9 protein-coding genes and 1 pseudogene are annotated in these 12,514 nt (G+C 70.0%); 3 read left to right on the top strand and 7 right to left on the bottom strand.

What is annotated here, in order from left to right; translation table 11 throughout:
- Positions 1–65: 65 nt before the first annotated feature.
- From DDW44_RS19310 to DDW44_RS19295, 4 genes are all read right to left on the bottom strand, one after another.
- Positions 66–1,322 (bottom strand): glycosyltransferase, encoded by a 1,257-nt coding sequence (locus DDW44_RS19310; protein ID WP_108907187.1) that lies wholly within the window; start codon positions 1,320–1,322, stop codon positions 66–68.
- Positions 1,319–2,950, bottom strand: coding sequence for an ArnT family glycosyltransferase (locus tag DDW44_RS19305; protein ID WP_108907186.1), 1,632 nt, complete (start codon positions 2,948–2,950; stop codon positions 1,319–1,321). The genes DDW44_RS19310 and DDW44_RS19305 overlap by 4 nt, the downstream gene beginning before the upstream one ends.
- Positions 2,947–4,155, bottom strand: a complete 1,209-nt coding sequence (locus tag DDW44_RS19300) for a glycosyltransferase (protein WP_425275696.1) — start codon at positions 4,153–4,155, stop codon at positions 2,947–2,949. Before DDW44_RS19300 ends, DDW44_RS19305 begins: the two co-directional genes overlap by 4 nt.
- Positions 4,156–4,428: 273 nt before the next feature.
- Complete coding sequence (locus DDW44_RS19295) at positions 4,429–6,465, bottom strand: thioredoxin domain-containing protein (RefSeq protein ID WP_108907184.1); 2,037 nt, start codon at positions 6,463–6,465, stop codon at positions 4,429–4,431.
- 233 nt (positions 6,466–6,698) lie between these two features.
- Here DDW44_RS19295 and DDW44_RS19290 point away from each other — a divergent pair, with 233 nt between their 5' ends.
- The gene (locus DDW44_RS19290) at positions 6,699–7,265 is read left to right on the top strand and encodes a Uma2 family endonuclease (RefSeq protein WP_017949149.1); all 567 of its coding nucleotides are present in this window, start codon (positions 6,699–6,701) and stop codon (positions 7,263–7,265) included.
- Between the two features lie 208 nt (positions 7,266–7,473).
- On the opposite strand, the gene DDW44_RS19285 is transcribed toward DDW44_RS19290, so the two are convergent.
- Complete coding sequence (locus DDW44_RS19285; protein ID WP_108907183.1) at positions 7,474–8,715, bottom strand: MFS transporter; 1,242 nt, start codon at positions 8,713–8,715, stop codon at positions 7,474–7,476.
- A 235-nt stretch (positions 8,716–8,950) separates the two neighbouring features.
- Here DDW44_RS19285 and DDW44_RS19280 point away from each other — a divergent pair, with 235 nt between their 5' ends.
- A complete protein-coding gene (locus tag DDW44_RS19280; protein WP_017949147.1) occupies positions 8,951–9,454 on the top strand; it encodes a MarR family winged helix-turn-helix transcriptional regulator in 504 nt (167 codons plus the stop codon).
- 590 nt (positions 9,455–10,044) lie between these two features.
- Here the strand turns inward: DDW44_RS19280 and DDW44_RS19275 are convergent.
- Positions 10,045–10,199 (bottom strand): annotated as a pseudogene (locus DDW44_RS19275) (DUF255 domain-containing protein); the annotation flags it as partial.
- Between the two features lie 112 nt (positions 10,200–10,311).
- Here DDW44_RS19275 and DDW44_RS19270 point away from each other — a divergent pair.
- The gene (locus DDW44_RS19270) at positions 10,312–11,073 is read left to right on the top strand and encodes a polyprenol monophosphomannose synthase (protein WP_108907182.1); all 762 of its coding nucleotides are present in this window, start codon (positions 10,312–10,314) and stop codon (positions 11,071–11,073) included.
- 41 nt (positions 11,074–11,114) lie between these two features.
- Here the strand turns inward: DDW44_RS19270 and DDW44_RS19265 are convergent, their stop codons facing one another.
- Complete coding sequence (locus tag DDW44_RS19265; protein ID WP_244224063.1) at positions 11,115–12,470, bottom strand: hypothetical protein; 1,356 nt, start codon at positions 12,468–12,470, stop codon at positions 11,115–11,117.
- Between the last annotated feature and the right edge of the window lie 44 nt (positions 12,471–12,514).

Raw genomic sequence — 12,514 nt, 5'->3', positions numbered from 1 at the left:
GGCGAGTCGGGTGAGTCGGGTGAGTTGATCGGGTCTGCGGGTGCGTCCGGGTGGTGTCGGTGGTGTCAACTGGTGCTCCTTGCTGTACCTGTACGGCTCCTTGCGGTACGGCTCCTTGCGGTACGGCCCTTTGCGGTACGGCCTCTGCGCGGCAGGTAGACGAGCGCCTCGGTACCGGCGAAACGCAGCACGAACGTCGTCAGCAGCGCGAGCGCCGTGGCGGGCAGCACGGCCAGCTGGAACTGCCCGACGAGCAGGGCGATCAGCGGAATCCGCAAGACCAGGTCCGCGTTGGCGAGCAGCGCGAACCGGCCCACCCGGTCCGCCCAGTGGCGGTGGTGGCGCCGGTCGCGGAACAGCAGCAGCTCGATGAGGGCGAAGTTCCACAGCACGCCGAACTGGTTGGCGAGGATCTCGGCGGGCAGGTAGTGCAGCCCGGCGGTCACCAGCGCGTGCAGCGCCAGCAGGTTGGGGACGAAACCGGTGAGCCCGATGAGCCCGAAGGCGGCCATCCGCGCGAACGGGGACGCGGTCCGCAGCCCGACCAGGTGCCGCAGGAAGCGCAACCCCTCCCTGGCCGTCGACTTGGACTCGCCGGCGAACCGGTCCTGGAAGACGAACGGCACCTCCGCGGCCTCACCCGGGCGGCAGCGTACGGCCAGCTCCAGCAGGATCTTGTAGCCGAGCGGCTTCAGCGCCTCCGCGGTCACCGCCGACCTGCGGATGGCGAAGAAGCCGCTCATGGGGTCGCTGATGCCGCGCAGGGCGCGCGGGAAGAGCCCCTTGGCGAGCCAGGTCGCCCCGCGGGAGACGGCCACCCGGTAGCCGCCCGCGAGACCCGCGCGGCTTCCGCCGGGCAGATAGCGGCTGGCGACGACGAGATCGGCGGACTCCTTCTCGCCGGTGGCGACCAGTTCGGGGATCAGGGACGGCGGATGCTGGAGATCGGCGTCCATGACCACGATCCAGCCGGACCCGGCGGCCTTCATGCCCTCCACCACCGCGCCGCCGAGTCCGCCGTCGGGTGCGTCCCGGTGGATGACGGTGACGGGGAAGGGGCAGTCCTGCGCGGCCTCGGCGATCACGGCCGGGGTGTCGTCGGAGGAGTCGTCGACGAACACCACCTCGCAGGGGAGGCGCGCCGGCACCGAGTCGGTGAGCCGGTGCAGCAGTTCGCGGATGTTCGCGGACTCGTTGAAGGTCGGGATCACGACGGTGACGGCCGCCGGTTCGGCGACGCCCGCGGTCTCGCCGAGCGTGCCCTCCAGCGCTCCGGGGCTGAATCCCAGCCCGTCCGCCGAAGGCCTGTGATGGCTCGTCACGTGTGGTCAGCTCCCCCGATTTCACGGATCTCGATGCGGTCCTCGCCCTCGCCGAACACGGCGACCGGCGCGGAGTTCTCCAGCGCGGCCCGTACGGTGGGCAGGTCGCGGGCGTCACGGCGGACCGTCGGCGAGGCGACCACGTAGTCCAGGTCGCGCCAGCCGCGCGGCATGGTCTTCGCCACCGCCGGGTCGAGGTCGGCCTTGTAGAACCAGATGACCCCGAGCCCCGGCCGGTACCCGGCGTGCACCAGGTCGAGCCAGAGGGCGTCGTCGACGAGCACCCGGGTGCGGGCAGGTTCGGGCACCTCGGTGCTCAGCCACACCGCGGCCGCCCGGTACGGGGCGTTGGCGTCGGCCGTCATCGCGGTGCGGTCCCCGTCGTACCAGCGCGGCACGACGTACCCCGCCGCGGCCAGCGCGAGCACCACGGCCGCGGACCGACGGGCGAGGACGAGCGGGCGTGCCTCACCGGGGCGCCGCCGCCGGCTCAGCACCGCGTGCCCGACGCTCGCCGCCCCGCCGGCCAGCACCAGCGCCAGGAACGGCAGTGCCTGGATGACGTACATCGCCGGCAGATAGCCCGACGGGCGCAGGGCGACGACCGCCAGCACGGCCACGGCGAGCGCGGGCCCGGCGAGCGCCCGCGCGGTCACCGACCAGCGCAGTGTCAGCAGCAGCAGCGCGGCGCCGGCGAGCCCGCCGACCGGCAGTACCCGGTCGTAGTAGAGCCAGGACCGCAGCACACCGTTCGAGCCGGTCCCCTCGTCGAGGATGAACCCGGAGCCGGGCCGGCTCATCTGGTACGTGATGCCCTCCCACAGCGACACATGCCCCTCGCCCGGCAGCAGTTCGCCCTTGAGCAGCGCGAACAGCGGGTAGGAGAAGCCGATCAGGGCGCAGGCGGTGACGGCGCCGGTGACCGCGAACTTGCGGGTGTCCCGGTGGCTGAAGCGCCACATCGTCACCAGCAGCGCGGGCAGGACGACCAGCATGGTCTCCTTGGTCAGCACCGCGGTGGCGGCGGCGAGCCCGGCTCCGAAGTGGTGCCACAGATGGCGGCTGGGCGACGCCGCGAGGCAGAAGGCCAGCAGCATCCACATCACGGCGAGGTTGTCGAGGAAGATCTCCCGCTGCAGCACCACGGACAGCGGCGACAGACCGAAGAGGGCCATGGCGAGCCCGGCGGCCCAGCGCGGCAGCCACAGCCTGCGCGCCAGGACGTACAGGAGCACCGCGCTCGCCGCGCTGACCAGCAGCATCGCCCCGCGCATCGTGGCCACCGTCATCGCGTCGGGCGCGATCAGCGACGGGATCCAGGTCAGGCCGGCGAGCTGGATCCAGCCGAGCGGGGGGTGGTCGTACCAGTACGTGTAGTGGGCCAGGCCCTCACCCTGCTGGACGGCCCAGGCCTGGGCGAGATAGGTGCCCTCGTCGTCGCTGAGGGTCGGGAACTGCCCGATGTTCCAGCCCTGCACCAGCAGGATCACGGACAGCAGCACGCCGCACAGCAGCAGATCGGGCCGCGAGGACCGGAAGCGGACGACGGGCCGGGCGGCCGGCCCGGTCGCGGGATCGGCGGGGCGGGCGGCCGCCACCGGTGGCGCCGCCGTGAGGGTGGAGGTCACGCGGGGACGTCCTCTCGGGAGAGATGCGCGCCGACATGGCTGGTGAGCTCCCACTCGTTGCGGCCGCGCTGCTCACGCCACACGGCCCGGACGGCCGCGCCCGCGAGGAGCACCTGGTAGAAGGGGCCGCCGGCGATGAGCTTGAGGTAGTGCGGGAAGCGGACCCGCAGCCCGTACTGGGTCCCGAAGTCGTGCAGACCGACGATCTCGAAGACGAAGGTCACCAGGGCCGTGATCAGCGGCAGGAAGGTGAGGAAGGCGACCCCGACCGGTACGTCGAGCAGCAGCGCGGCGGCGGCGTTGACGGGGATGACCACGCCGGTGAACGCCTGCATGAACGGGGTCATCAGCGTGTAGCGGGCGAGCATCCGCTGCCCGAACGTGGGCAGCTGCCGCCAGTCCCGCTTCCGGTACACCTGCAGGAAGCCCTGGTTCCAGCGGGTGCGCTGCTTCAGCAGCGACATCAGCGTGCCGGGGGTCTCCTCGCGGGTGACCATGTCGGCGTCGTAGGCGACGACGACCTTCCGGCCGCGGCTCGACAGGCGCACCCCGAGATCGCAGTCCTCGGCCAGGCAGTCCTGGTCCCAGCCGCCGGCCTCGCGCAGCACGTCGGTGCGGACGAAGACGGTGTTGCCGCCGAGCGGGATGAAGCCCTTGGCGGCGTGCAGGTGGAGACGCGAGCGGAACCAGAAGAAGTACTCCAGGCAGTTGCGCAGCGCGTACCAGGAGGAGTGGAAGTTGATCAGCTGGACGCCGCCCTGGACGACGTCGGCGCCGGTGGCGGTGAAGGCGTGGTCGACATGGGCCAGGAGCTCCGGGTGCACCTGGTCCTCGGCGTCGAAGACCCCGACGACGTCCCCGCGGCAGTGCGGGAGGGCCGTGTTGAGCGCCTTCGGCTTGTTCTTGGTCTCATGGGTGTCGACGACGACCCGCACCCGGCCGGGGTCGCGGGCCGCGGCCCGGGCGGCGACCTCCGCGGTCTCCGGGTCGTCGTGCCCGACGATGACGATGATCTCGAAGTCCCGGTGATCGGACTCCAGCAGCCTGCCGATCGTGTGCTCCAGCACCAGCTGTTCGTGCCGGGCGGGCAGCAGCAGGGAGAACGACAGCCTCTCCCCGCCCGCCGGACTCTCGAAGCGTGTCGACGCGAGCGTCTCCGGCGTGCGCCACGCGTGCATCTGCCACCAGAGCGTGAACGCCGCCATCCAGAAGAGCGCCAACGAGATGGCGCCGATGAGCAAGGACGTGAGCAATTGGCCCCCCAACGACAGGGGTGACCGCCACGGCAGGCCCCCTCGCCCACCGCGCTGTTCCCCCTGGAACCCCCCTGCGCGGGCGGGCGGAACCGCAGCACGGACCCGCCGCACGCGCAGCTGCCGTGTCGGCGATGAAGAGAATAGGGGGATTATGTGACCGACGTACGCCTGTTTCGATGAATGGCGCGTTTCGGGCAGGCCACCGAAATCATCCTCCGACGGTCATCCACGGGGCGCCAACTCCTCGCGCAGGGCGTCCACTTCGGTGACCGGCGCGGCGCAGACGAAGTGCCGGCAGACATAGGCCGCCGGCCTCCCGCCGACCAGCGGGCGATCCGCGAGCAGCGGGAACTCGTCACTGTCCGGGCCCCCCGCCGCGACCACCGCGCCCGGCGCGGTCCCCAGCAGCGCGGCCCGGTGCAGCTTCCGCATCCCGGCGTCCCCGGGCGTCCCGACGACCGCCACCTCCCGCGGGCCGTCGAGCAGCGCCTCCGCGACGGCGAGCCCCCAGCCCATGAACCGGGGGGCCCGCGGACCCAGCGCCTTCACCACGCCCAGCGCCCGCTCCGCCTCGGCGCGGTGCGCCTGGGAGCCGGTGTGCGCGGCGTAGGACAGCAGCGCCCCGGCGGCGGCCGTCCAGCCGGCGGGGGCGGCGTTGTCCGTGGGGTCCTGCGGCCGCCGGATCAGGCGCTCGGCGTCGTGGGCCGTGTCGTACAACTGCCCCTCGGAGCCGGTGAACCGGTCCAGGACGATGTCCAGCAGGAAACCGGCGAATTCCAGCCACGCGCCCTCGCCGCTGACGGAGGCGAGGGCGAGGAAGCCCTCGGCGACGTCGGCGTAGTCCTCCAGCACCCCGGCGTTGGCACCGGCGTGGCCGTCCTTCGACGTACGGGTCAGCCGCGCGCCGTCGTCCATGTGGAGCCGGACGAGCAGGTCGGCGGCCTCGGTGGCGCGCTCGACGAGGTCCGGCCGGTCGAAGTACCCGCCCACCTCGGCCAGGGCGGCGATCGCGAGACCGTTCCAGGCGGCGACGATCTTGTCGTCGCGGCCCGGGCGCGGGCGCTCCTCGCGCGCGGCCAGCAGGCGCCCGCGCACGGACGCGACCCTCCCGGCGTCCGCGACGCCCGCGTCCTGCGGCAGTTGGAGCACGGAGGAGCCGTGCTCGAACGTGCCCTCCTCGGTCACGCCGAAGTACCGCATGGCGAACTCGGCGTCGTCCTCGCCCAGTACCTCCCGCAGGCCGCCGGGCGTCCACACGTAGTACGCGCCCTCGGCATGCCTGCCGGAACCGTCGGGCAGGGCGCTGTCGGCGTCGAGGGCGGAGGCGAAGCCGCCCTCCGGGGTCCTCAGCTCCCGCACCATGAAGTCGGCGGTCTCCAGGGCGACCCGGCGGGCCAGATCGCTGCCGGTGACCCGCCACAGATGGGCGTACACCCGGCAGAGCAGGGCGTTGTCGTAGAGCATCTTCTCGAAGTGCGGGATCACCCACTCTCGGTCCACCGAGTACCGCGCGAAGCCGCCGCCGAGCTGGTCGTAGATCCCGCCGCGGGCCATCGCCTCGCAGGTGTCGGCGGCCATCTGCAGCGCGCCCTCGGCACCGGTGCGCGCGTAGTGCCGCAGCAGGAACTCGAGGACCATCGACGGGGGGAACTTCGGTGCCCCGCCGAAGCCGCCGTGCGCCGGGTCGTACTCCCGGGTGAGGGCGAGCAGCGCCTGGGCGAGCTCCGCCTCCCCCGGGACGCCCTGCCCGCCGTGGGCCAGGGTACGGCCCGCCAGATCGCGGACGATCTTCCCGGCCACCTCGTCGACCTCGCCGCGCCGGTCCGTCCAGGCGTGGTGAACGCCTTCGAGGACCTGGCGGAAGGACGGCATGCCGTGCCGCGGATCGGGTGGGAAGTAGGTGCCGAAGTAGAAGGGCTCGGCTCCGGGCGTCAGGAACACGGTCATCGGCCAGCCGCCCTGCCCGGTGGCGGCCTGCACGGCCTCCATGTAGACCGCGTCCACGTCGGGCCGCTCCTCGCGGTCCACCTTCACGGACACGAAGTGCTCGTTCAGGTACGCGGCGGTGCCGTCGTCCTCGAAGGACTCGTGCGCCATGACGTGGCACCAGTGGCACGCGGAGTATCCGACCGACAACAGAATCGGTACATTGCGGCGACGCGCCTCCTCGAAGGCCGCCGGCTCCCAGGGCCACCAGTCGACCGGATTCTCGGCGTGCTGGAGCAGATAAGGCGAGGTCGCGCCACCCAACCGGTTCATACGAGCCAGCCTCTCATGCCGACACGGGGCCCTGCCGGTTCGGCCCGCAAGCCCCCGCCCTACTTGGCCGACTTGCACTAACGCGCTCTCACGTGGTGAAGGCGGATCGCCCCTTTTGCACCCAGGTCGCCCTGCGGACGCTGGAAGTTCTGCCCTGACCCAAAGCCGGTGCCCGACCGGAAGCGGGCAGTACGCTGAGTCGAGCAGCACCGCATCCTCGAAGGAGGTACTCCATGACCGCCGAGATGGTGGCGCCCGCGTGGATGCACTCGCAGATCAGCGCGGAGCAGTACGACTCCTGGTCCGAGGAGCAGTGCGCCGGCATCGAGATCGTGGACGGGATGGTCGTCGTGAGCCCGAGCGCCTCGAAGCGGCACAACAGGCTGGCCCGGATCCTGGCCAATGCCCTGGACGCCGCCGCTGGCCCGGACTGGAACGCGGACACGGACTTCGACGTACGCCTGCAGGACGTTCCGCTCACCAACCGCCGTCCGGACGTCATCGTCTACCGGGCGGAGACCATCGACCTCACACCCACCCGCCCCGAGCACGTACTCCTGGTCGTCGAGGTCGTCTCGCCCGGTTCGGAGACCACCGACCGGATCGTGAAGGTGGACCAGTACGCCAAGGCCGGCATCCCCTTCTACTGGCGGGTCGAGCAGGCCGCCAACGGTGTCCCGATCGTCTACACCTACGTCCTCGATCCCGCCAATAGGGCCTACCGGGACGGCGAGATGTTCACCAGCACGGTGAAGGCCACCGCACCTTTCTCCCTCACGGTCGATCTCGGGGACCTGTAGGGACGTTGCGGGCATCCGTGGCTTCGGGCGTGGAAGGTGGCCGGACACGTCGCCGTCGATCGAATCCGCATGGCAGGCCTTCCCGGCCCGGCACGCGCCGTGAAGACACACGCTTCGTCCCGCCGGTCATCTGCGGTCGGCGCCGCAACCCCCTGCCGCACCGGACAGGAAGCACCAAGGGGTGCCCGGCCCAGCCATACGCCATGGCTCAGGCGCGGGTCGTGGTGTGCGCCTGCTCGGCTGGGACGCTCTGCCGGGCCGTGCGCGATCGCCCGGCGCCCGCGCTGGACGGGGCAAGGAAGCCGACGAGGAGCGCGGCGACGCCGAAGCCCACCGCGACGCACAGCGCGACGCCCACGAACCGGCCGAAGAGCTGGGGCACCTGGGCACCGAGCCCGGCGCCGAGGTTGAGCAGGAAGCCGTAGACGGCCAGCACGGTAGCCCGGGAGGCACCTGCCGCCGTCCCCACCGCCTGAATCAGGGCGGGCCCCGCGGTGGTGGCCGCGAGCATGGTCACGAACAGCGCCGCGCCCAGTCCGATGACGCTGTCGTGCGCGAGACCTGCGGCGGCCATCCCGAGGGCGGCCAGCGCCAGCGCGCCCGCAGCACGCCGGCCCGCGCCGATGCGGGACAGGGCGGGGGCGAGCAGAACAGAGGCGATCAGCGCGGGCAGCGCGCTGGCCCGCAGGGCGAGGATGGCGTTGGCATCGCCGACCAACTGCTCGGGCCCGTACAACTGGACCGCGGTGTACGCGGCAGTAATCCCCCCGAGCACCACCAGCGCGCTGAGGAACAGCGGCAGCAGCCGACCCAGATGCGGGGCGGCGGCAGTGGACTGGCCTGTCCCGTGCGATGCGGGGGGCAGCGCGTCCGGCAGCATCACCTTGTAGATCAGCACCGCGGCCACCGCGAGCAGCGGCGCGGAGATCCAGAACACCGAGTCCCAACCAGCCGCCGCGGCCAGCAGCTGACCCGCCATCTGCCCGATGACGAGGCAACCGCTCAGACAGCTCGAGAAGATCGTGATGCCGACGGCGAGGCGCTCACCCGGAAGCCGCTCACCGAAGTACACGTACACCACAGGCGGGACGACTCCAGCCGCCAGGCCCTGAAGGGCACGCACCACAGACCCGCTCAGCAGATCACCGGTCAGCGGCATGATCGCGGTGAAGGCCGCGAGTACAGCAAAAGACCAAGCGACCGTGGCGCGCCGCCCGAGCCACTTGGTCAGCGGCGCAGCGAGCAGCGAACCGCAGGCGAAGGCAATGGCGAAGGCGGAGGTGGCCCAGGCTGACGCCTCCTGCGTCACATGCCACGCGTCGGCCAGGTAGGGCATGAGCGGGATCGACAGATATGCCTGGCAGGCCAGGATGACGGCGGCCGGGGCCAGCGTCCACAGGGTTCTGGCGAACGGCGCCGTCGGGGCACTCGCCTTGTCGGAATGATCCATGGGTGGGGCCTTTCGATGGAAGGGCAGGGAAAGGCCCAGACTCAGACCATTCGCCAGCAGGCCGCGTCCGCGACGAAGTTGGCGGCGCGACGGACAGAGCCTGGATGTCCAAGAGCATCGATGACTCCGGTTCATCCGGTCTGGCAATCCCCCGAACGCGACGAAAGTTAGTTCCATGGCGAATATTACGCCATCAAATTATCTCCCGGCGAACGGGATCACATAGGGTGGGAGCGTGACCAAGGAGACGCAGCAGGCCGACGCGGTGGACGAGATCCTCGCCCAGTGGCACAGGGAACGCCCCGACCTGGATCTGGCGGCCATAGGCATCTTCGGCAGGCTGGGGCGACTCTCCCTCCTACTCGGGCCGGCCCTCGAAGAGGTGGCTGCCCGGCGCGGCCTGCGACCCGGCGAGTTCGACGTACTGGCCACCCTGCGCCGCTCCGGGTCCCCGTACACGCTCACCCCATCGGTACTCGCCCAGACGTTGATGCTCTCCCGCGCCGGGATGACCAACCGTCTGGACCGCCTGGAGGCCGCCGGTCTGGTGGAACGCACCCTCGACCCCGCCGACCGCCGCAGCTTCCGGATCTCCCTCACCGACCGTGGCCATGAACTCGTCGACGCCGCAGTCACCGACCACGTCGCGAACGAGACTCGACTCCTTTCCGCCCTCACTCCCGAGGAGCGCGCGGCGCTCGATCGGGCCCTGCGTGGCCTCCTGCGCGCCATCGGGTAACAGCCGCATCACACCGCAGGTCACGGGCGGGTACATGTCAGAGGAGTGCCCTCGTGCCCGATGTGCACCCCAGCCACAGCGGCATGCCATCGCTGGACGAAGCCGGTCAGCGGCCGCCGCGACTGATGGACGATGTCGGCCATCGGACCTGGCCGCGCAATCGCGGCGGGGCCCAACGTGGCACATCCGGACGATCCGACACCTGGTGAGACACGGTTCCGTGATCGCCGTCTGCACGCGAAACGACGCACGCGCCGACGAGGGGCTGGATTCCGATCGCCGCCGCGTTGCGGACAGCCCCCTGCCAACCCACCACAGACCACGACTGACATCCTGGCGCGCGGCATCACCCATGAGCGGGGACCGGCGGCTGGAACACAGCGCCACGCGCCCGCCTCCTGAGGCAGAGCAGCGCCTTCAAGGAGCCACCTGATGCTGATGCACCGTTCGGACGCCCAACCCACGGAAGCCCTCAGTTGATCTCGGACCCGGGCGTCTGACCTGCGAGTCGAATCCTCACCTTACGCGTCCATGCGGGCGCTTCCTGAAAACATCCGAGGTCAGAACCACCTGGTTGTCTTCAGTCACTGGCACCAGTGGCACGCGGAGTATCCGACCGACAGCAGAACGGGCACATCGCGCCGACGAGCCTCCTCGAACGCCTCGGGTCCCACGGCCACCAGCCGACCGGATTGTCCGCGCGCTGAAGCAGATAAGGGGAGGTCGTACCAGCCCCATATACCATGCAGGCGCGCGCTTATCACCCCTCGCACAGCCGTTCGCGTTCGGGCCCGTATGCTCACGTGGACCAGCCGGGCCTCCGGACCGTGCTGGCAAGCACACGAGGTGGGTACACAGTGAGTGAAGGCGGTCAGCGGGCCACAGGCCCGCTCGGCACGGTGTTGGTGATCATTCCGACCTACAACGAGGCCGAGAACATCGCATCGATTACGTCTCGGGTCCGTAGTTCCGTCCCCAATGCGCACGTTCTCGTAGTCGACGACAACAGTCCGGACGGCACCGGCAAGATCGCGGACGAGCTCGCAGCCGAGGACAGCCATATTCACGTTCTCCACCGGAAGGGCAAAGAAGGCCTCGGCGCGGCGTATCTGGCTGGGTTCGCCTGGGGCATCGAGAACAATTACGGCGTCCTGGTCGAGATGGATGCCGATGGCTCTCACCGTCCCGAGGAACTGCCCCGCCTGCTTACGGCGCTGCCCGGTGCGGATCTGGTGCTCGGGTCCCGTTGGGTTCCCGGCGGGAGCGTAGTGAACTGGCCCAAGTCCCGGGTGTTCCTGTCGCGAGGCGGCAGCCTCTACTCCCGCCTGATGCTGGGAGTACCCATCCGCGATGTGACCGGCGGCTTCCGAGCGTTCCGCAAGGAGACCCTGGAAGGACTGGGTATCACCGAGGTCGCCTCCCAGGGGTACTGCTTCCAGGTTGATCTGGCCTGGCGGACCGTGAAGTCCGGTTTCCGTGTCGTCGAGGTGCCGATCACCTTCGTCGAGCGGGAGCGGGGCGACAGCAAGATGAGCCGCGCGATCGTGGCTGAGGCGCTGTGGCGGGTGACTGCCTGGGGCCTTGGCCACAGGGCCAAGGCGCTGCTGCGACGCGGCTGAACTGAGGTCCGTCTTGCGGGGCCCGCAGGACGGACCTCAATTCAGCGAGCGCTCCGGGCCATGGGCCGGCTGTCGGCTGCGGTGCTGTCAACAGGAAGCTGCGGAACCCTCTCACGGTCCACACGCCCCTGGATGAGCTGGTGGAGCAGGAGCGGCAGACCGAGGACGGCGATAACCCACACGTTGAGCATGAGCCGGTCGCCCTGGCTGTCGACGGGGTGCGCGATCTCGGTCGCGATTCCAGTCAGTCCGACGGCCAGAACGATCCAGCCGAGCGCGCGGCTGTGTCGGAACAGGCCCCATGCGCCGAGGCCGACAGCGGCGATAAGCCAGGGGCTGCGGACCTGCTCCTGAATCCAGTGGGTCCAGTAAGTGCCGTTCAGCTCGACCAGCATGGGCCAGGGCTCGGCGACATCGGGCTGGGCAAAGTGATCAGTGAAAGTGTCCTGCAATGTCTCGGTACTGCCTGGCAGGTTGTAGTGGATGCTGAGCGCACCGATCCCAAGGACCACGGCCGTATTCAGGGCAGCCATGAGATACGTGCCCCTATGCCTAGTACCAGCCACTAGTACCAGGCACACCATCGCAGCAGCTGCCAATGCCCCCGCAATGAGCAGGAAGGTCGAGTACTTGACAGCTGTGCCCACCACCATGGACCCGGCGAGCAAAAGCGTTCCTGCGGTAAGGCGACGATGAAACAGCCACCACGCACCCAACAAGGCACTCATGATCAGAGCCAGGACGGGGCCCTCTGTGAGGGGGTATCCACCCCACCAGCCGATCGGACAGGCGTAGAAGAAGGCCTGTCCGAGTAGGGCGATCCTTGCAGGTGCCCCTACGGCGCGCAGCAGCAGGTAGGCGACGAGGCCGCCGACAACGGTGAACAGGACCGACGTGACGAGCAGTCCCGATCCCGCGCCGAACACGGCGACAAACGGCGCGGCCAGCACCGGGAACCCCGGCCGGACCTCGAATATGCGCTCATATCGAGGGCTGACCGGTTTCAACCCGTCAGCCGACTCTGCCATGCAGGCGGAGAACCCTTTTCCCGGCGTGGGGTACGGAGCAGCGTCATCGCGCAAATTCTCCGGCTTCAGCCCGTGGGAGCGGGACTCCCGTCGCACCTTGTCGTGGCAGTACGCCTTCAATGCGGTCCGGTGCGCCTGCTCCGGAGAGTCACCGAGGAGTTGCAACGCAGCCTGGTTGTAACGGTAGGCGTCATTGGCCGGCGCCAGGGTGGGCTTGCCGATGATCTGGAGAACGATGTACGCGATGGCGATCAGAGCGGGGAGCATCCACCGGCGCGACCGACCTGTGCTCTTTGTCCGGCGGGTCTCGGACGACCCCACATCGCCTGCTCGAAACCGAGAAACAGCAGTGAGGTCATTGGGGCTCATCACGGGCGGACACATTACCCTACTAGTGTCCTCCGCTCGCGGCC

Origin of the sequence: Streptomyces tirandamycinicus (genome assembly GCF_003097515.1) — a bacterium.
GTDB classification, from domain to species: Bacteria; Actinomycetota; Actinomycetes; order Streptomycetales; family Streptomycetaceae; genus Streptomyces; species Streptomyces tirandamycinicus.
This window is presented reverse-complemented; position numbering and strand designations above follow the sequence as displayed.

Excerpts from the sequence above, each read along its gene's own strand:
- DDW44_RS19290 (WP_017949149.1), top strand. The coding sequence starts at position 6,699 with ATGACCGCCGAGATGGTGGCGCCCGCGTGGATGCACTCGCAGATCAGC.
- DDW44_RS19265 (WP_244224063.1), bottom strand. The coding sequence starts at position 12,470 with ATGAGCCCCAATGACCTCACTGCTGTTTCTCGGTTTCGAGCAGGCGAT.
- DDW44_RS19285 (WP_108907183.1), bottom strand. The coding sequence starts at position 8,715 with ATGGATCATTCCGACAAGGCGAGTGCCCCGACGGCGCCGTTCGCCAGA.
- DDW44_RS19300 (WP_425275696.1), bottom strand. The coding sequence starts at position 4,155 with ATGGCGGCGTTCACGCTCTGGTGGCAGATGCACGCGTGGCGCACGCCG.
- DDW44_RS19295 (WP_108907184.1), bottom strand. The coding sequence starts at position 6,465 with ATGAACCGGTTGGGTGGCGCGACCTCGCCTTATCTGCTCCAGCACGCC.